Consider the following 21391-nt stretch of genomic DNA (forward strand, 5'->3'; position numbering starts at 1 on the left):
TCCCTAAAATGTTTCTTCTTGAATTTTTGTATAATCTTCATTCATCAATAACTGATCTCCTACCTTTACTACATCACTAATAATTTCTACATAAACATCTCCTTCTACACCAATCTCCACAGGTACTTTTCTTACACTTTGATCTTTATTCATTACATTTACAAATTTATTTCCTCCAATGTCTGAACTAATTGCTTCGAATTTTACAGCTTTTACATTTTTCTTACTCGCTGTATTTAATACTAAGTTTACTGAGAATCCTGTTCTTAGGTCAGGAATATATTCGTCTAGAGCAATTCGAATCTCCACATATGCTTGTTTTTTACCAGCAATATTTTTCGTCCCTGGAGCAATTCTTATAACTTTACCAAATAAGGTTTTTCCTGTAATTGAATTTCCTGTAATTTTTACCTTTTGCTCTACCTTTACCTTATTAATATCCGCTTCTGAAATATTTGCAACGATTTCATTTTTCTTGAAGTTCTGTACATAAAACATATAATCTTCCCTTTTAAAAGCTACCCCTTCTTTTAAGTTTATTTGTGTTACTGTTCCATCTATACTACTTTTAATCGTTGTTTTTCCTAGGTCTTTTTCTAATTGCTTCAACTCTAAGTTGGCAGTTTCTATCGTTTTTCTTTGAATGGCTATATTCGATTGATTACTTGAATTTTTCAGTTTGAAATCAGCTTCATTAAAATTGTTCTGAGCTTGCTCAAAAGCTGTTTTAAATTTTTCAAATTCTGTATTGCTAATGGCTCTAGCTTCCCATAAAGCTTTGTTTGATTCATAATTTCTTTTTGCTTCTTCCATTTGAAGTTTTGCATTTTCAAGAGCAATACTTAGAGATTGATCTCCTTCTTTAACCATTTGATCTAATTTAGATTTTTCAATTTCAATTTGAATCTTTTTCAATTGAATATTATTTTCTAATTGATCAGATTTTAATTTCGCAAGAACTTGGCCTTTTTTTACGATTTCTCCTTCTTTTACAAATACCTTTTCTACAACACCTGTTCCATCGTAATTAATCTTTCTTGCTTCATCTGTAGTAACTGTTCCGTTTGTATATATATTACTTTCTAAGTCCATTTTTTCTACTGTTAATGTTTGTTGTGTGTTTTCTTCTTTCCCTTTTGCTCCTGCAGTTTTAACTCCAAAAGCAAGAGCTGCCAACATAACTACTACAAGTGCACCTATCACACCTATTATTATTTTTTTGTTCATCCTATTTCCCTCCCAGTGATCTTTCTTATATTTATAATACGCTCCCTAGCTTATAGAACCGTTATGAAACCCTTAAGAAACTATTAAGTATTTTTCATTCAATCTTACAAAATACCATTTGATTTGATATGATATGATATGACATAAGGAGGTCGGTAAAATGAGAGATGAAAAAATCTTAGTAGTAGATGATGAAATTGAAATTGGTGAAATTATAAAGGATTTTCTAGAAATAGAGGGATATAAAGTGTTTTTAGCCTTTGATGGTGAAGAGGCTCTAAAATCTTTCAACGAGCACAGCCCGCAATTAGTTATTTTGGATCTTATGCTCCCTAAAATAGATGGTATGGAAGTATGTAGAACCATTCGTACTCACTCTACTGTTCCTATCATCATGCTCAGTGCAAAAAGAGAAGATACAGATAAAATCTTAGGACTTGGTTTTGGTGCAGATGATTATATGACAAAACCTTTTAGTTCAGGAGAGTTAGTTGCAAGAGTTAAATCTCACTTAAGAAGATACACCACATTTTCAAAATCTATATCCAATGAAAATGAAGATACTTATACCTTTGATCATATTCAAATTTCTTTTAAATCGCATTCCATTTTTGTCCATGGCGAAAATATTCCTTTTGCAGCAAAGGAATTTCAACTCCTTAAATATTTGATATTAAATGAAAATCGAGTACTCACAAAGGAACAAATTTTCAATCACGTATGGGGATATAATGATTATGGAGATATCAATACCGTTACGGTTCATATCAGAAAAATTCGAGAAAAAATAGAAAAAGATCCTTCTTCTCCTAAATATATCCAAACCGTTTGGAGAGTAGGCTATAAATTTTCGAGGAGTTAACTATGAAAAAGAAAATACTCTTAAGCTTTACCTTATCCTTAATCATCCCTATCCTTATTATGATTGGATTATTCTTTGTTATACAGAATTCAACTATAGTGAAAAATTATTTAACCTCTGACATAAAGTTAAATAATCAAAAAATAGATAATATAGACCATATCATGTATTCTATAGATAAACTTCGCTTGAAAATTGAAGACAATTATTCTATGATTAAAGATTATGAAACCTTTTATCAAAAAGTATTCTCTACAAATCAAAAATACGTATCTAATCTTCAAATAGTAGATCCAAAAGGAAAGCTCTTATTTGATGCTCTAGACAAAGAAGCACTTTCTAAAAATATGATGGTTGATAAAAAAACGATTCAATCCTTTAAGGAAGATTCTAATTACAAAACCTCTGAAGAAATATATATCAATGACCAACTAGTAGGTACGGCTCTTATTACGATGAAGGTAGATGTAGACTCTTATTTTAAAAAATACTTTTATATTACATTATCCATATTAATTTTGTCTTTTTTAATTTTAATAGGGTTAATATTGTTTTTCTCTATCAAAATATCTAAAAGTATCTCTGAACCTATAAAAGCTTTAAATTTATCTGCAGAAGGTATTTCAAAAGGAGTATTTGATATAAAAGTAGATTATGATGAAAAGAATGAAATCAGTAATTTCTGTAAAATTTTTGATAATATGAGAATCCAGCTAAAAGATTCTTCTGAAGAAAAAGTAAAATATGAGCAATCAAGAAAAGAGTTGTTTGCTTGCATTTCTCACGATTTACGAACTCCAATTACTTCTATTAAAAGCTATGTAGAAGCATTAGAAAAAGGACTTGCTACAAGTAAAGAAAAACAAGATCGCTATCTATCTGTTATCAAAAATAAGACAGATGAATTAGATCAAAGAATACAAGATTTATTTTGCCTCTCTCAACTTGAAATCGGTAAATTTCCAATGGATTTTGTTGTAGCAGATAGTAAAATCATCTTTAAAGAAATATTAGCTTCTTTTGAAATGGAATTTAAAGATCTTCCCATTACTTTTAGAGTAAATCACCCTATTCCATCTGTTCAAGTAAAATGTGATAAAAAAAGAATTGCACAAGTTCTATTAAATATCATTGAAAATGCTAAAAAATATGTTCCTGATAAAGGATTGATTCAAGTGTCTACGATCGCTGAAAATAATTCTTTTATTGTTGCTATAAAAGACAACGGCAGTGGCATTCCATCAGAGCATATTCCTTATGTTTTTGATCATTTTTTTACAGGAGAAAAGTCTAGAACAAAAAAACATGGGGGTACCGGATTAGGATTAGCTATTTGCAAACAGATTATATTAGCTCATGGTGGAGAGATATGGGTAGAGAGTACAGTAGATGTAGGAACTACTTTTTATTTTTCTTTACCTTTTTAAAACTTTATATAAAAAAGCACTAGGAATACTAAAATTCATAGTGCTTTTTGCTAATTTTCACATAAGAGGTTCACAAAATGAATATCTGCTGGAGCTAATTCATATTGGTTTAAATCTTCTTTTTTTACCCATTTATATTCTGAATGATCCGTCAGTATAATTTTTCCTTTAACAATCTCACAAGTATAGGCTATCAACTTTATCATTCCTCTTTGGTATTCATAAACATTTTCTCCAAAATAATTTTTAATCTTTATTTCTATATGCATTTCTTCTTTCAGTTCTCTGATTAAGCTTTGTTCTGGTGTTTCTCCAGCTTCTATCTTTCCTCCTGGAAACTCCCAATATCCACCTAAATGCTTTTCTTCTTTCCGCTTAGCAATCAATATTTCTTCTTTTTCATTTATGAGAATCCCTGCTACTACATGAATCATTTTTTTCACCCTTTTATCAAATACTTTTATTTACAACCTCAATAAAACTAGCTAATATTTATAATATCCTTTGTATCTTCATCAATCAATAGTTTCTAACAAGTTCCTCTACTATTTATTTTTATCCTTTTAAAAACATTTATTCTCACAGCTTTCACATAAATCCCTATTATGCGCTTTCCTACCTAGTCCAAAAATAACCCCTACCGTTTTAATAGGAAAAAACTGATACTCTTCATTGATACAAATATGCATATTCTCATCTTTCAATAAATCAAATATAATTCTTTGATTAAAAATAGAGAAGTCCTTTTCACCAGGATATATTTCTGAAGATATTTTTAGAGGAGCTACTTCCTTTAAAAGCTTTAACTTTATTCCCTCTTTTATATCATCTAATGCTACAACACCTATTTTATCTAAGATCATCCCTCTCATCATTTCGTTGTTATTTGCATAATATTTTATTTTATGATCCATCTCTTTTCCTATAGTATAAAGTGCTACACATACACGCTCACATATTTTTAATTGATTAAAAGCATATTCTCCTTTTAATACATAATTGTTTTCAAGGGTTATTTGATGATTATCTTTATGAATAATCTTAAAAATTTTTGTGTGTATTTGTGGTTTTATGAAGGGATATACCCCCTCACATTCTTCATTAAGTTTTTTTTGTATAATTTGAGGAGGTTTTCTTTGTCCATATCCTAAAAACTTTAATACTTTATCTTTATCTATATGAATTTTTCCTATGTTCTTCATGATTTAATCCCATCTAGCTCTTCATAAGACATTCTTCCTGTTTTGATTGCCATCTGTAGATTTTCTACAGGAGTATCATTTAAGCAATTGCATCCAAAAGCACATAAGTAATTATCATTTTCTCTCATAGCCTTCATAAGCTTGACGGTTTCTTTTTTTATATCCTCTGGTTTTCCATTTCCTAAAAGGTCTATAGGGTCAAGATTCCCGATCAATACAATCTCTTTAGGAATTCTATCCTTTATTTTTTCATAATCCATGATCTGATCTAAACTTACAGCATCTAAACTACAGCTTAACATATTGTCTAATATTTCAGAAGTATCCCCACAGATATGCATCCCCTTCCAGCAAGTCAAATCCCCATAGATTTTTTCTACGTTTTGTACAACATATTTGTTAAACCTTTCTGGATTTAAAGTAACTGCTCCAGGTTCTGATATAGATATATATTTTGCACCTGCTTTATTTACGGCTACACTATATCTTCTTACGGTTTCTGTAGTAAAAGCTAATAATTTCTCTACAAATTCAGGGTTTGTAATGATACTCCTTAAAAGCTGTGTAGCTCCTGCAAGCTGTACTGCTAGTGTAAAGGGCCCTTGTATAGAAACATAAAGAGGTTTGTCTATGTTTTTTGCTATTAGTGATAAGCTCTCAAGATTTACAGGCATCCTCCCACTTGTATATGGATCTGGGATTTCATATTTTTTTAACGCTTCACTATCTACCATTGGATGATTTAATACACTTGGAAAATCATCCTCTGGTTTTAATATTTCAAGTCCTAAGGTCTCACAAAATATAATCCCATCACAAAAGGAATAAATAAAATCCGATGGAAAGGTTTCATCCATCACCTTTGCTAATTGTAATTGCTTTTGAGGATTTTCATATACCTCATAGGCTTTATAACGTGTTAAAAATAGTCCATTTGTTCCCATGTCAGGAAGGAAAAATCCTCTTTTTTCACTATTAATATACTCTAATAAAGTCATTATTTTCCCTCCCTCATTAATCGTTCTACTAGTTTTACTGCCTTTGGTGCATTTTCTGAATAGCCATCTGCACCTATTTGGGTAGCATAATTTTGAGTAATACAACCTCCACCAATGATAACATACGGTCTTTTTTCTATTTTCATATCGTCTAATACTTCGATTAATTTTTTCATCTGTGGTCTAGTAGTGGTCATCATAGATGAAAGTGCAATAACAGGTGCCTTTTCTTTTAAAGCAATGTCTAAAATATCCTTATGCTCTCTATTTACCCCAAGATCAATGACTTCATATCCACCTGCTTCAAGCATGATCTTTACAATGTTTTTCCCTATTTCGTGAGTATCTCCTTTAACGACAGCAAAAACTATTTTTCCTTTACTTTTTTGATTGATTTTTCCATAAGTTTTCAATACTTCAAGTCCTTTATTTAAAGTATCTGCACAAACAATCACTTCTGGTAGATGATATTTTTTATTTTCAAATAACTCTAATGCTCTATTCATACCATCATTTAGTCCACTCTTATAAATATTTTCTATATCTAATTCATCAGAATTTACAGCTTTTATAATCAAATTTTCTATTTGATCTTCCTCCATATGGACAATACAATCTGAAATCTGCTTTAGTAAACCCTTCACCTGATTTCTCCTTTCCTATAAAAATTTAGGTAACATACCCACCCGGTCAAATCTTTATCTTTAATTGTATTCATCTAATTTACTGATAGTTAAGATTTGCTGGCCATATAAAAGGCAGAGGAAATACACTTCTTATAAAGTTTTCTATATTCGTTTTTCCCTCTAATTCCTTCTCATCTACAAGCCCTGCAAAAAATAATTGATTTAGTTTTTCTACATCCTTTATAAAAAACGCTTCATTTTTATATTTCATCAAATATCCTACATCTAAATCTTTAAATTCCATATGATCTAAAAGTTCTTGCTCTACATATTGAACAAAATAATCATATAAGCTTTTGCATAATTTTTCATAATGAATAATTTTTATAGTTCCATGTAAATCATCTATATTAACTTCATCATAATTTTCTAAATGGTTTTGAGTATCTTTTACATGTACCCAATAATCCACATCATTTAAATCATATTGGTATGCTATATGGGCTATAATATCTCTTACATAATGATTGGGTATGTTTAACTCAATGATCTCTCCCCGTCTTTTTTCTTCATCAATAAGTCTTATAACCATATAACCTATTAATTTATCTTCTTTTTTTATGACTAATTTTTTATAGGTATAAGTTCCCCAAGGAATGGTTCCTGCCTTTAGTAGCATCTTAAATTGTTCTTTTGTCCTAACATATCTTGTACTGCTTTGATGATACCTATTGATCATTTGGTTTAAATATTTTTCATCATACTCTTCTATACATAGATCTAAGATAATATCTTCAGGTTTAATCGTATATTTATAAAAATTCTTTACTCGACTACACATTCTTCTGGTGTATAAGGTTCTATTTCCCGATATTAATAAAACCTCTACCCCCTCCTCATAAAGCTTTTTTTCTACATAATCTAAAATCTTAGATGCATATCCTTTCCTTTCATGTTTTGGGTCTGTACAAACCCCTCCTATGGAAGCTACTTTTACTTTTGTTCCTTGCACCAATACATCTTGAATCAAGTAGTTTACATCGGATACGATCTCTTGCTCTTTTTCTACAATCACCATATTCTCTACATTATTTTTATTAATGAGTAATGGAAACTCTTGCTGCATAGTAGGTTCATGTCCTCTTGTTGTTCTAAATACTTTATTAATCAGTTCTACGACCTTTTCAAATTCTTCAATCCTTGCACTTCTAGCCTTTATCATGTTTATCATCCTCTTTAAAGTAAATGTTTTTGGATTAAATCATTTCTCAAATCATCATATTTTTCAGATTCTAGGGAATACTCCATTTTTACGCTTCTTTCTGGTACAAACACCATTTCTTTTTTCTTTCCTAAGAGCTTTTCCATTTGATTAAAGACTTCTTGCATCTTTCCACTTTCCTCTATTTCCTTAAATAGATTAAAATCTTGGATACCAAATAAGAAGTTTTTAAGTCTTACAGATTGCATAGGTTTTAAATCTTTTCCTGGATATACAAAAAACATATCTCCTGCTTTCCATTTAGAGGACTTATACCTTGCATCCTCAAAAACATTTCCAGGCCATATGCCATAGGCCCACCTTAAAAATCCATCCATTTCAAAGTAGTAAGTAAACCATCCCTTCAGGCGACTTTCTAACAGGGGAGAGTTTAAAAATATATTTAGCTTTTCTGGAAAACAACAAGAATACCAAGTTAGAAAACCATCTCTTTTTTTCACTTCTTCTTTAAGTGTTTTTATATTGCTTATATTGTTCACAAGTTCACAAGTATTTAAAGAAAGAGACTCAATATTTTCTCCATATCTTTCAAAAAACTCTTGATGATGAAGTGCACATTTATATTTTAATCTGTACGCAGGAATGGCTGATTGTAAAAAGTCCCCACACTCTTTGAATATTTCTATATTATTAGGTTCATCACTTATGATTTTAACCTTATCCCATAACCCCTTATGGATGAGATGTCTAAACAATAAGGATAAATATGTTCTTAATTCTTCTTTGCTTTTTATATAATCAAAACAGCTTTCTCTTTCATCATAATAGATAATTCGTATAGCATCCTTATAACCTTTTACGGGATTACCAAATGCAAAAGCATCCCAATTTCCTATAAGTCCGAACAGATTAATTTCTTCTTTGATGCCATGTTTTAAACATATATCTACATATCGATCTAATGAAGAAAAATCACAACAAAGCTTTCCTTCTCTATTTTTAGATACCTTCACAATGTTCATTTCAAATAAATTTGCGTGATTCTTTTGTACTTCATAACATCTTTGTCCTGCCCAAGAATAATCTGTAACAATCAAATCAATAACTCGTTGTCCTAAATGGGATAAATCTTTTATATAATTTTCTATGATCTCAAAATGTTCATCAGAAAAATATGCTACATCATAAGCTCTTGCCCAATTGCATAAATGCTGCCATAAATCTAAGAAAAAAGGTCCCTCTTTTATGGGTTTTAGTACATAATCTATCACTTTTATTGTCAATTCTTTTTCTATCAGAAGTTGTTCTCTTTCATATCCTTTTGTATAAAAAGCCTTCACCTTTACTTGAATACTTTCTTGATCATAATTTTTAGGAATTTTCCCCTCTATCCAAAGCATTTGATGATCTTTTTCTATATACAAGGATTTTTTGTTGAGAATAGGATCTCCCACTAAATTTTCTTCATCATCCTTTACATATCCTAAGAAATTTATTTTAAAATGCTCTCTCAAATTTTCATCTAACTCTATTTCTATACGAATAGACTCTCCTAATCCTTTCCAATGAATATCATTTCTTTTTCCTAGCTTACAAAAAAAGGGATGAGCTCCATTGATAATCAATTGAAATCCAAATTCTTCTTCTTTTAAAACCGTTATCGTTTTATTCATTTCTATTAAATTTTCTTCTTTCCCTTTTACATGCTTTACAGACCCATGAACTAATTTCATATAAAAATCCAAATCCATCACATCCTTTTATCTTTTCACTGCATTATCAATCCCAACAGCCGTAAGTAATACAATCCCTTTTACAACAATTTGATAATACTCTCCAATATTTAATAAGATCATGCCATTAGATAAAATCCCCATAATCAAACTCCCAATAATTACTCCTGCCAATTTCCCTTCTCCACCGTTTACACTAATTCCACCTAAAACTACAGCTGTAACCACATCTAGCTCAAATCCAGTGCCTGCATTAGGAAGGGCGCTATTAATTCTTGATAACATGACTATACTAGCAAGGGCCGTTAAAAAACCAGCCATCACATAAACCATATATTTTACTTTTTTTACATGAATTCCTGAAAGAATAGATGCTTTCTCATTTCCTCCTATGCCATAAATATATCTTCCTAGCTTAGTAAAATATAAGATAAAAAAGCCTGCTATATATACAAGAATAAGTATAATCACAGGAATAGGAACCATCCCTAAATAACCTTGTCCAATAAAGGAAAAGCTTTTAGGAAATCCAAATACAGGAAGCCCCTTAGTAATAATATAAGTAATCCCTCTATAGATCGTCATGGTTCCTAAAGTAGATATTAAAGGAGAAATTTTTATTTTATTGATTAAAAATCCATTGAATAATCCTAAAATCATCCCCACGAGTAAAGTAATCATGATTGCTAAGAATATATTTACCCCTGCTACCATTAGCTTTGCAAGAATTACAGAACAAAGTGCCATCATTGCCCCTACAGAAAGATCAATACCCGCCGTTAAAATAATCATTGTCATCCCTACAGTACAAATCCCTACAATGGAGATTTGTCTTAATACTATAGTAATGTTATCTATTGTTAAAAAATATGGACTAGCTATTGAAAATACAATACATAAAAATATCAAAAATACGAGTATGCCATATTTAAAAAATATAGATTTAATTTTCTTTTCCATCATCCCGCTCCTTTAATAAACTAGAAGAATCTAAAAAGATCTTCTCAGGTGTTCCTTCTCCCTTTTTATATTCTGAAACAATTCTTCCATTGCTCATAACCAACAATCTATCAGACATATTCAAAACTTCATTCATTTCAGAAGAAATCATGATAATGGATTTGCCTGATTGGATCAATTTTTTCATAATTTTATAAACTTCTTCCTTAGCGCCCACATCTATCCCTCTTGTAGGTTCATCAAATATAATCATCTGACTATCTGTTAATAGCCATTTTCCAATGACTACTTTTTGCTGATTTCCTCCACTTAAATTTTTCACCTTTTCCTTTAAAGTAGCATATTTCACCTGTAAGCCTGCTAAAATATTCTTTACTTCTTTTTCTTCCTTTTTTTTATTCAATATTCCTAAGTTACTCCATTTGTTTAAAGAAGCATAGCTCGTATTTTCTTTGATGGACATATCTAATATAAGTCCTAAGCTTTTCCGATCTTCCGTTATAAAAGCCATCCCCTTATCAATAGCATCTTTGGGGCTTTTTAATTTTTCTTTTTTTCCGCAAATCCATATTTCACCTTGTTTGATCTTATCTATCCCAAATATTGCCCTTGCCAACTCAGTTCTTCCAGATGATACTAACCCAGCGATGCCTAATATTTCTCCCTTTTTCAAATAAAAAGAAATATCTTTTACAAATTCAGTAGATAAATTTTTCACCTCTAGTACCTTTGTATCAAAACCCCTATAATCTTCTATATCCAATGGATATTGTTTGCTTACTTTTCTCCCAACCATATATTCAATCAATTGATTTTCTGTTAGTTCCTCTGGTTTTTTAGTAGTGACTAAACACCCATCTCTTAGTACAGAAATTTGATCTGCTATTTTAAAAACTTCTTCTAGTCGATGAGAAATATATATAATACAAACACCTTTTTCCTTTAAATTCTTTATTATTTTAAAAAGATGATTGATTTCTTTTTGTGTGAGGGATGCGGTAGGCTCATCTAATATCAATACTTCCACCTTTTTTACAAGAGATTTTCCTATTTCTATAAGCTGTTGATTGCCAATGCCAATATCTCTAATAAGAGTTTTTGGAGAAATATTTACCCCTAGCTCTTTTAATATTTCTTTTGATGCATCATCCATGGCCTTTTGATCTAGTAAGATTCCTTTTGTGTGTTCATAACCATAAAAAATATTTTCTCTAATAGTAAGGGAATGAATAAGATTAAATTCTTGATAAACTGCATTGATTCCCATTGCTAGACTTAACTTGGGTGAGTTATTTTTTACCTTCTTTCCTTTATAAAAAAGTTCTCCAGAAGTTTGATGGACAGCACCTGTTATGATTTTTATAAAGGTTGATTTTCCTGCACCATTTTCTCCTACAATAGCATGTACCTTTCCTTCTTCAAAATCTAAGCTCACATTTTTTAATGCTACTACTCCTGGATATTTTTTTGTGATATTTTGAAGCTTCATGATTCTATCTTTCAAAACTTTTTCCTCCAAACCTAGATATACAAAGTATCCTCCATTATTCATGGAGGATACTTAATATTATTTAAATTGATCTACATTTTCTGGAGTTACTTTTGTCATAGGGAATTTGATCATTTCATCTATTGGTCCTTCTTCTATTACTTTTTTAGTGGTATCTATGATAATTTTACCACTTTCAAAAGGTGCTATATCTACAGTTCCTCTATAAATACCACCTTCATCTACTTTCTTAATAGCTTCTTCTACTGCATCTAGACCCACTAAAACTACATCGTCCCCATTTCTTCCTGCTGCCATCATAGCTTCATAAGCACCTAATACTGCATCATCATTGATCCCTACTACTACATTTAAATTAGGATTTGCTTGTAATGCAGTTTCTATAGCATTCATACCAAGCTCTCTTGTATAAGCTTCTGTTTCTGCTACGATTTTAGCCTTTGGTGCTAAAGATTGTATCCCTTCCTTTAACCCCTTTACCCTATCTAATACTGCTGGTACTTGAGTAAAAGTAAGTACAGCTACTTCTGCTTCCCCATTTAATTTTTCTTTTATATATTTTCCAGCTAATTCTCCACCCATGAATCCATAATCATATTCAACTAAACTCACATGAGCATCTGCATTTTTCATTTCTACATTAGCAGTGATTACTTTTATTCCAGCTTCTTTCGCTTTATCAATCATAGGCTGCAAAGCTGCTGGATCGTTAGCACTCAACACAATAGCATCTACTTTTTGTGTAATCAATGTTTCCATAGCATCAATTTGCGGCTGTGCTTGATATTTTCCATCATGTATACTAAGCTCTAGATCTAACTCTTTCGCTTTTTCCTTCATACCTTCTATCATTTTTATAAAGTAAGGACTCGTTATATCCATCGTAACGTATCCAACTCTTAATTTTTTATTTTCATCTGCTGGTTTTGAACTACATCCAACAACACCAAATACTAATGCTACACATAATAATAAAGTAAATATTTTTTTCATAGATAGCCTCCTCGTTTTCTGCTTTTTTCGACATTTTTCTCTTCTAAATTGTATCAGTCCTTTTTGTAATATTCAATATTTTTCTTATTGTATTAAATATTTCTATAATAAAGAATTAACTATAATTTTTTTTTATCCTATTGACTTTAAAATAATTATTTTAAATTCATCATCACTTATGGTCATAATTATATTCTTTACATTTAATAGTTTTCCATTCTTTACTAAAATCATAACTAAAAACAAATCCTGCAACAATAGCTGTAATCTTTTTTTATTTCTTCCATAGATGCACAAACATCCATAGCATAAAAATAACCTCTCCCTAAGAAACTTAGTAAGTATTCCTAACAAAAAATTTCAGTATACCGCGCAACATGGTATAATAAATTTATGATTGGAATATTATTCCTTATTTTTCTGTAAAGTAAGAAGCTTATACGCTACAAGAGGAGGTTTATCATGTCCTATTCTATTGAAATTATTAGAAAAAGTGAACAAAAAACAAGTTCCTGGTCTGGTGGTACAACTACCCAACTTGCTATTTATCCAAAGGATGCTTCTTATAATAATCGTAATTTTAAATGGAGAATTAGTTCTGCGAAGGTTGAAACCACTGAATCTATATTCACACCCCTCCCAAGTTTTTGGAGATTGATTATGATCATTGATGGACAAATGCATCTTGAACATAAAGATCATCATTCTATTTCTTTAAATCCTTTTGAACAAGATAGCTTTAGTGGAGAATGGACCACTCATAGTTATGGGAAGGTAACAGATTTTAACCTTATGATGGCTAAAGGCTGTAAAGGAAATCTTGAAGCTATTGAGATTTTAGAAGAAGAAAATATAGAAATAGTAGATATACATGATCTATATACTAATGAATTTACTATATCTACAGAAGGTTTTTACTGCATAAATCATCATGTAAGTATTGTAATTGATCAGAAAGAGGAAATTCTTTTACAAAAGGGAAATTTATTACTGATACATATGAAAAGTCCTTCTCAAAAACTACCTCTTAAGATTCTTAATGAGATACAAAAGACTATACATATCATAAGGGTAAGTGTTGTTTACTGATTAACTTAAAAGCCTTCAATTTTAATAGATATTAAAATTGAAGGCTTTTCTTTTTACCACTAAGAGTGTCTTTTCAACTTTTTACTCAATAAAATGATCAAAAAAGATCCAATAAATATAATAGCTGCTATAAGAAAAGATCCTCGAGGATATATATCTAATAAAGTTCCAGCCAATAAAGATCCCCCCACCATTCCTACAGAGTTAGCAGAGTTTTGAAGCCCCATAATCTTCCCATGCTCATCTTTACTTAAATTAGACACCATTGTCTGTAGCAAGGGCTTAAACATGGAAATAAAAAATATAAATACTAAAAATACAATGATTGAAATAGGAGCTAATAAATTATCCATCATTGCAAGAATCATAAGGGTAATCCCTGTAACGAACAATACATATTTTAGTGATTTCTTATCCCCATATTTTCTTGATACTTTTGGGGTTAAATAAATATTTGCAATCATACCCACAATCCCTGTAAAAGCCATATAATAGCCTATTTGTAATGGATTTAAACTTAGATATTTCTTTAAGTAATAATTGATTCCTGTTGTATAAGCAACAAAAGAAAGGGATGTTAATAATACTACTAAAAGTAACGTACCTAAAGCTGTAGGCATGTATTTTTTAAAATCATCTTTTATTTGAAAAATAAAATGTGTAGATGATTCTTTTATACCTTCAATTTTCACATTGCTTTCTGGTAAAAGAAAATATACCATTATAGCATGTATAATCAGTCCCACAGATTGAAAAATAAAAGCATAATGGTAATCACTTGCACCAATATACCCTCCAACTAAATATCCTAAGGACACGCCAAATCCAGTTACAGCTGTATAATAGGCAATTGCTTTACTTCTATTTGTATAATCTGTTTCATCAACAATATAAGCAATGGCATTGGTAAATATGGATGCAGCAAACCCACCACCAAAAACTCTAAATACAAGAATCATTATAGGAGATGTAGAAAAACCAAAGCCTATTTGTGCCAATCCATAACCTATAGAAGGAAGGTATATGAATCGTTTTCTACTTCTATATTTATCTGACAAACTCCCCCAAATAGGTGACATAGTAAAACTAGCTATAGACATAGTAGCAAACATAATTCCATACATGAGTGATGACATATTTAAGCTAACAACCAATTCTGGTGTAACGGGATGTGCCGTATTGGCTAAAATACTCATAAAAAACATAAAAGTAATTAAATAGGTTATTTTCTTATTCAAATTATGCACCTCAATTATTCAAATTTTATTATCACATTGTACCATGTCCCTGTAGCTTAATCAATTGTTTTGAATGGAGATCACAAATATATTATCCCTCTAAATTTTATAAAAATAAAGGTGACACATTTTGCGTCACCTTTATTCTATCTATTCCCCTTTAGGAAAGGTAACCATTACTTTAAACAAATCTCCATCTATCGTAACGATCAAATTTCCATTTTGAAGTTCCATCAAACTTTTAGCAATTGCAAGCCCTAGTCCTGACCCTTCCGTATTTCTAGATTTATCTCCCCTTGTAAAACGTTCTGTAATTTCCTTTGCATCAAAATTCATTTCATAAGCTGAAATATTTTTGAATGTAAAGCTTATTTCTTTATCATCTTCTGAAACATCTATATATACTCTTGAATGAGGCATGGCATATTTTAATATATTGCTCATAATATTTTCAAAGACTCTATAGGTTCTTCTACCATCTAGTTCACATATCACCTTGTTTTCTGGTAAATTCATTTTCATTTGAAGTGTACTTTGATTGATTTTTTCTTCTAATTCTCCTAATGTTTGTCGAAATAAAGCAATCACATCTACCTTTTCTAAATGGAGGTCAATATTTCCACTACTTGCTTTACTTGCTTCAAATAAATCTTCTATCAACACCTTTAACCGCTTAGATTTTCTATCAAGCACGTCGATATATTCCTTTTGAGTTTCATTTTTAATATCTTCTTTTTTCAATAAATCAATATAAGTGATGATAGAGGTAAGAGGTGTTTTCAAATCATGAGAAACATTTGATATGAGCTCTGTTTTCATCTGCTGACTTTTTATTTCTTTATCAATTGCTACTTTAAATCCATCTTTAATATTATTTAAGTTGTCACAGATTGGACTAAAGATTCCCATATCTTCTTCAAAATCTATATCAAAATCCCCTTCAGCAAGCTTTCGGCTCGCATCATTTAAAGCTTTTACTTTAAGAATAAATTTTAGCAAATATTTGAATAAAAATAGGGTATAGACAACTCCTAAAACAAGTCCAAAGGGTCCAAATAATGCAATGCTCCATAGAGCAACTAAATTAATCCCCACTACCATAATAAGCTTTCTATGAATATCTTTTGTTACATCTATTTTCATCATTCCTCGAAATATTTCTCTTACTTTTCTAAGAAGATAAAGACATATTCTTCCTGAAATACTATTTTCAATGAATCCTTTTTTAAACCCTGTATGATAAATATATTTTATATAAACAATACTTAAATAAATAAGTAGATATAATATAAAGGTTATAGGAATTCCTATTATATAAAAATATTCATCCGCATAATAAATCATATGCAAAAAATCAAATGCTTGATTGATTCCATAACTAAATTCTTCAATAAGTGCAGTTCCTCCAATTCCAACAACTCCAATAAATCCGAGCCAAATAAATCCCTTAATCTCTAAAAACATCCTATTAAAAAGATTACAAATAGATATTTCCTTTTGTTTTTCATAAGGTATACAAAAAGCTATAATACTTAAAATCAATATACTGACTACCCCTATTCCTAATATAAGCATTATATAAAATTGTATATGAAATTCTTGTATATCTCTTGTAAAAGCATCCTGATAGTTATGAAAGTTTACTGGAGACTGTAAGTCACTTGGAATCATATACACGATATCTAAGTTAGCATATTCTTCTTTGTTTTGAGTTCTTCTATTTAATGAATCCTTAAATTCGTATTGATTAAATTTTTCGTCTGTTATCTTCTCTATTTGAATATTACCCTGATCATCTGTTTTTATATGCATATAAAACATACTATTATTCATAAGTTTTTCTAATTTACTTTCTGTAGTACCTTTTACATTACTTTTTTCAATTTTACGTTCTCCATTAGATCCTTCTTCTTCATCGCTACCTTGTACTTTATCTATATCTTTTATATTACTTTTACTAATAGTTTTATCCTTATTCCTTATATAATATTGAATACTATCTATATTCGCATAGCTATATGGATCTTCATCATTTCCTTCTATCATGGATCTCTCTAAATACCTTGTTACTCGCGCTAATCTATAACTAAAATCATTACTCTCTATATACGCTTTTGTAAGGTCTTTTTCAAAAAGTAAGAAATTCTTTGCAGGTAAATAACTTCCTACAGAAACGACTGCAAATATAAAAATCATCAATATCGTTATAAAAGCAGATGCCTTGAATTTATTTTGATTCTTTTTGACCTTGCTACTCGTCTTAGGTTCTTTTATATATTGACTCTCATCTTCTTTTTCTTTATCTTGTTCCTTATAGTCTTTTTTCACTACTGTCTTTTCATTAAGTTCTTCTGTATTATTATTTATTCCTTCTAAACTTTCTTCATATTTCTGCTCATTATTCTTATCTTTTTCTATATCTTTCTCTTGATTATTCTCATCTTTTGCATTATTGTTCGAATTTATATCCAATTCCCCACACCACCTTTAAATATTTTGGTTCCTTCGGATTGATTTCAATTTTTTCTCGAATCCTTCTTATATGAACCGTCACTGTATCTGGATTATAGGCTGGTTCTTTCCATACCTTTTCATATATTTCTTCTATAGAAAATACTCGATTAGGGTGGTTCATGAGTAAATAAAGAATCTTATATTCAAGGGGAGTAACCTTCACGCCTTCCCCATCTACTAATACCTCTTTGCTTTCATCATTCAACTCAATCCCACCTATTTTTATCACATTTTCTTTGTCTTCTTTAACATTTGAATAGCTTGTATATCTTCTAAGATTAGAATTAATCCTTGCCAGTAGCTCCATTGGATTAAAGGGCTTTGTAATATAATCATCCGCACCAATGTTTAACCCCCATATTTTATCCATATCCTCTGACTTTGCAGAAAGCATGATAATAGGTACTGTACTTTGCTCTCTTATTTTAATGGTCGCACTTGTACCATCTAGTTTTGGCATCATAATATCCATCAAAATCAAATGAATTTCTTCTTTTTCAAAAATTTCTAATGCTTCTTGTCCATTATATGCCTTAAAAACATGATAATTTTGGTTTTTTAAATAAACCTCTATAGCATCTGTTATTTCTTTTTCATCATCAACCACCAATATATTATACATATGCATATTTCACTCCCATACCTTTTGAGATATCTCATATAGCTATATTAGCACATATTTTCTAAAATTATCCTACTATAATTCTTACAGATTTCTTAAGAAAAAACAAAACAATTATGAACCTCTCTATCTAGAACTAAAAATCCCCTATAGAGTAGACTTTTTTAATTGTCTAATCCATAGGGTTCATTTTAAATTCTTGAATCTTTTATATTATCTATTCTATCTTTTTAACATTTTCTAAATTATAAGCAATTTCAGATTTTATTTCAGAGACTAAATGTCTCTCCTTAATACAATCTGCTACTTTTGCCAATGCAGATTTACACTCCATCAAATCTGGTTTTAAGCTATCTGTTATCTTTGAAAGAGACTCTTGTAACCCTGAATGGTTTTTTACAAAGCTACTAATAGACGATATTTTAGCCATAGATTCTGCTAACGAAGAATTCATATTCCATTCATTTAAAATAACAGGAGATCTTTCTGGCTCTTTTTCTGTTAATTTTACTAAGCTTAAATGAATTTGTTCTTTTTCGTGTTCATCTAATTGTGAAAGATTAATTTTCTCTTGCAATTCCTTTATAACAGTATCTCTTTCTTCTATTGCTTGATCCTTATAATCTAGTTCTTGTTTTAGAACTTTTATAAAGCCACCCATTTCATCAGCACTTCCAGCTAATCCATTAAACATCACCAAATATCCTGCAAGGATTGGATTATCAATATCATATGGATATCTGATTTGGTGATCAATCTCACTCCAGGCTTCTTCAAAAAGAGTTCTTACTTGAATTTCAACAATTTTTGACTCATTTTTTGTAAATGGATGCTTAATCAAATAATGAACAGAACGATAACCATACTTATGCTCTTTGATCTCACAATTATTTTCTTTAAAAACCGTTTCCCTATCCCCTTTTCGAATATTCGCCTGGGGTTTTTCATTAAGATTCCATGTCTTCATTATTTTTTGATGAATAGGTACCCAATCTTCTTTAAACAAATGAAGGATTCTTATCCCAATTAAATCTGTTATGATTTTAGAATAATTATTCACATTAATTTTAAGTCTAGGTTTTTTAATACTCTTTCTTATAATCTTTTCAATCAAATGCTCTGGATCCTTCACTCTTTTTCTTATAGAATGTACTTTATCTACTTCCATTAATAAATTAGTAATATTTGTAGCGATCACTTCTAAATCTTTTATCTTTCCTACATAATCCTCATAAATTTCTTCTATCATTTCCCAACTTAGTGGAATTCCATCAAACTTTTGTTCATCTATACTATCATATTTTCTAAAAAATTCTTCTTTTGCCATGAAACTCATTACTGCTCCCCCTCACAAACTAAACTTATTAAAAACATTTCTTTCTATTTCTTAACGCCATATAAAAATATATACATGTTCTAATTTCACAATTACTTATTACTCTTCAATTCTCATTTATAACCATAAAAATAATTATTTTCTAACTACTCATAATTTTATCACATTCATTCCTTAAAACAAAAATAAAAAATCTCCCTCCTGGCTTTTTCTTGCTTCTACTTGCCAGAAAGGAGATTTTATTTTCACTTATTGATCTTCAGGTAATCTAAATTCTTCAATAATTTCAATTGAATTTTTCTTTGAGTAATCTGCACTCATCCATTTTAACCAGCCATAAAGCATGACAATCATTATAAAAGTAAGTGGCACAGCTGTTGCAACAGCACATGTTTTAATAGTATTTAAGTTTGCTCCAATCATAATCATTGTTAAAGGAACTAATGCAAGCATTACACACCAGAATAGACGATGTATTGGATGAGGTTCTTCATTATTCTTAAGTCCAGGAGTAGCAGTTGATGCCATGGTAAAAGCTGCTCCATCTAATGTTGTAGCTAGGAAAAATACGGTTATAACAGAGAACAAGATTAAAAGTAAATTTCCACCTGGTAGTGATTGTAGCGCCATTACAATTGCTTCTTTATCTAATCCTTTACCAAGCATTTCAACTACAGGTACTATTTTTGAAAGTTCTCTTTCCATTGTAAAGCTTCCTAATATTCCAAAGAAGAAGAAACAACCACAGCTTCCACTTGCAAGGGTGTTAATAATAACTGAACGAATGGTACGACCCTTTGATACCTTCGTGATAAATAATGCAGTGAAAGGTGCATAAGCAGTCCAATATAACCAATAAAACATGGTCCATGATTCAGGGAATCCACTATTATTTACAGGATCAGTAAATAAACTCATACGAACAAAATTTTGTATCATTAGACCAAAAGAATTTACAAAGTTTTTCATAATAAATAACGTTGGACCAATTAATAATACTAATATACAGAAAAGGATTGCAAGTTTTGTATTCCAATCAGCAAGTTTACTCATACCCTTTTGGATTCCAATATATGAACTAAATGAATAGATGATTGAAATAAAAACAATAAGAACAATATTCATTGTAAATGTTGGTTCAATCCCAATAACACTACAAACAACTTGTGTAACTAAAGGAACTGACACCCCTAATGTTATACTTAATCCCCCAAAGCAAGTAAAAATAAAGATTACATCAATGATTCTTCCGATCACGCCATTAGCTTTAATTCCTGTCATAGCGCTTACTACTGAACTAAAGCTAAGTCCACCATTTTTTCTAACATAGAAGTGATATGCTACAGGAATAGCTGCAAGAGCATACAATGTCCATGCACTTACACCCCAATGAAACATACTATAGGTAACACTCATTTCATAAGCAAATGATGATCCAGGTTCTATTCCAATACCAGGAGTACCTATATAATAAGCCCATTCCATAAATGCCCAATAAACAGTAGCAGAACCTAATCCACAACAAATCATCATAGCAACCCATTTAAAAGTTGAATACTCAGGTTTTTCCATACCCAACCTAATACTTCCAAATTTACTAATAGCTATAGACACCAAAAGGACAATTCCTAAGAAAGTAAATAATAATACTCCCGAACCAAATATATCTGTGAACAAGCCAAAAATTTTACTTGCAACATTTTGTGAAGCTTCTGGTTGGAAGAACAAAAATGCTACAACACTCAGGACTAATGCCATACTAATCGTAATCAATAATTTATCATATTTCACTTGTTTTTTTTCTATACTCATTAAAATGCTCCTTTCTATCC

At 30.3% G+C, this 21391-nt stretch carries 18 protein-coding genes; 3 read left to right on the forward strand and 15 right to left on the reverse strand.

Translation table 11 applies throughout. The annotated features are described in order from the left end of the window. Positions 1 to 3 precede the first annotated feature (3 nt). Positions 4 to 1227, reverse strand: a complete 1224-nt coding sequence (locus tag K7H06_RS18195; protein ID WP_223037430.1) for an HlyD family secretion protein — start codon at positions 1225 to 1227, stop codon at positions 4 to 6. Between the two features lie 160 nt (positions 1228 to 1387). Between K7H06_RS18195 and K7H06_RS18200 the strand changes: the two genes are divergently transcribed. Both K7H06_RS18200 and K7H06_RS18205 read left to right on the forward strand, forming a co-directional pair. Continuing rightward, positions 1388 to 2089, forward strand: a complete 702-nt coding sequence (locus tag K7H06_RS18200; RefSeq protein WP_223037431.1) for a response regulator transcription factor — start codon at positions 1388 to 1390, stop codon at positions 2087 to 2089. A gap of 2 nt (positions 2090 to 2091) precedes the next feature. After that, positions 2092 to 3516, forward strand: coding sequence for a sensor histidine kinase (locus K7H06_RS18205; RefSeq protein ID WP_223037432.1), 1425 nt, complete (start codon positions 2092 to 2094; stop codon positions 3514 to 3516). 50 nt (positions 3517 to 3566) lie between these two features. Here K7H06_RS18205 and mutT read toward each other — a convergent pair whose 3' ends face one another. The 9 genes from mutT to K7H06_RS18250 all read right to left on the reverse strand — a co-directional run bounded on the left by mutT (position 3567) and on the right by K7H06_RS18250 (position 12760). Next, a complete protein-coding gene (gene mutT / locus K7H06_RS18210) occupies positions 3567 to 3950 on the reverse strand; it encodes an 8-oxo-dGTP diphosphatase MutT (protein ID WP_223037433.1) in 384 nt (127 codons plus the stop codon). 129 nt (positions 3951 to 4079) lie between these two features. Further along, positions 4080 to 4718: a hypothetical protein gene (locus tag K7H06_RS18215; protein WP_223037434.1), complete on the reverse strand. Its 639-nt coding sequence runs from the start codon at positions 4716 to 4718 to the stop codon at positions 4080 to 4082. Then, entirely contained in the window at positions 4715 to 5716 is a 1002-nt protein-coding gene (locus K7H06_RS18220; protein ID WP_223037435.1) for a uroporphyrinogen decarboxylase family protein, read from the reverse strand. Before K7H06_RS18220 ends, K7H06_RS18215 begins: the two co-directional genes overlap by 4 nt. Further along, positions 5716 to 6360, reverse strand: a complete 645-nt coding sequence (locus K7H06_RS18225) for a cobalamin B12-binding domain-containing protein (RefSeq protein WP_246637572.1) — start codon at positions 6358 to 6360, stop codon at positions 5716 to 5718. Before K7H06_RS18225 ends, K7H06_RS18220 begins: the two co-directional genes overlap by 1 nt. Before the next feature lie 79 nt (positions 6361 to 6439). Beyond that, positions 6440 to 7564 (reverse strand): GNAT family N-acetyltransferase, encoded by a 1125-nt coding sequence (locus tag K7H06_RS18230; RefSeq protein WP_223037436.1) that lies wholly within the window; start codon positions 7562 to 7564, stop codon positions 6440 to 6442. 14 nt (positions 7565 to 7578) lie between these two features. Further along, on the reverse strand, positions 7579 to 9309 hold the full coding sequence (locus K7H06_RS18235) for a DUF4091 domain-containing protein (RefSeq protein ID WP_223037437.1): 1731 nt from the start codon (positions 9307 to 9309) through the stop codon (positions 7579 to 7581). 15 nt (positions 9310 to 9324) lie between these two features. Beyond that, positions 9325 to 10257: an ABC transporter permease gene (locus K7H06_RS18240; protein ID WP_223037438.1), complete on the reverse strand. Its 933-nt coding sequence runs from the start codon at positions 10255 to 10257 to the stop codon at positions 9325 to 9327. Then, the gene (locus tag K7H06_RS18245; RefSeq protein WP_223037439.1) at positions 10241 to 11761 is read right to left on the reverse strand and encodes a sugar ABC transporter ATP-binding protein; all 1521 of its coding nucleotides are present in this window, start codon (positions 11759 to 11761) and stop codon (positions 10241 to 10243) included. The genes K7H06_RS18240 and K7H06_RS18245 overlap by 17 nt, the downstream gene beginning before the upstream one ends. Before the next feature lie 63 nt (positions 11762 to 11824). Next, positions 11825 to 12760 carry a sugar ABC transporter substrate-binding protein gene (locus K7H06_RS18250; RefSeq protein WP_223037440.1) on the reverse strand — a complete coding sequence of 312 codons (936 nt, stop codon included), beginning with the start codon at positions 12758 to 12760 and terminating at the stop codon, positions 11825 to 11827. Between the two features lie 462 nt (positions 12761 to 13222). On the opposite strand from K7H06_RS18250, the gene K7H06_RS18255 reads away from it, so the two are divergent. Continuing rightward, complete coding sequence (locus tag K7H06_RS18255; RefSeq protein ID WP_223037441.1) at positions 13223 to 13849, forward strand: HutD/Ves family protein; 627 nt, start codon at positions 13223 to 13225, stop codon at positions 13847 to 13849. Between the two features lie 59 nt (positions 13850 to 13908). On the opposite strand, the gene K7H06_RS18260 is transcribed toward K7H06_RS18255, so the two are convergent. From K7H06_RS18260 to K7H06_RS18280, 5 genes are all read right to left on the reverse strand, one after another. After that, positions 13909 to 15087 (reverse strand): MFS transporter, encoded by a 1179-nt coding sequence (locus K7H06_RS18260; protein WP_223037442.1) that lies wholly within the window; start codon positions 15085 to 15087, stop codon positions 13909 to 13911. A 150-nt stretch (positions 15088 to 15237) separates the two neighbouring features. Further along, positions 15238 to 17559 (reverse strand): sensor histidine kinase, encoded by a 2322-nt coding sequence (locus tag K7H06_RS18265; RefSeq protein WP_246637573.1) that lies wholly within the window; start codon positions 17557 to 17559, stop codon positions 15238 to 15240. Continuing rightward, the gene (locus K7H06_RS18270; RefSeq protein ID WP_223037443.1) at positions 17537 to 18229 is read right to left on the reverse strand and encodes a response regulator transcription factor; all 693 of its coding nucleotides are present in this window, start codon (positions 18227 to 18229) and stop codon (positions 17537 to 17539) included. The genes K7H06_RS18265 and K7H06_RS18270 overlap by 23 nt, the downstream gene beginning before the upstream one ends. 211 nt (positions 18230 to 18440) lie before the next feature. Next, positions 18441 to 19559: a nucleotidyltransferase family protein gene (locus K7H06_RS18275; RefSeq protein WP_223037444.1), complete on the reverse strand. Its 1119-nt coding sequence runs from the start codon at positions 19557 to 19559 to the stop codon at positions 18441 to 18443. A gap of 249 nt (positions 19560 to 19808) precedes the next feature. Next, positions 19809 to 21371 (reverse strand): BCCT family transporter, encoded by a 1563-nt coding sequence (locus K7H06_RS18280; RefSeq protein WP_223037445.1) that lies wholly within the window; start codon positions 21369 to 21371, stop codon positions 19809 to 19811. Between the last annotated feature and the right edge of the window lie 20 nt (positions 21372 to 21391).

The organism is Crassaminicella profunda (assembly GCF_019884785.1).
In the GTDB taxonomy this organism is placed as follows: Bacteria; Bacillota; Clostridia; order Peptostreptococcales; family Thermotaleaceae; genus Crassaminicella; species Crassaminicella profunda.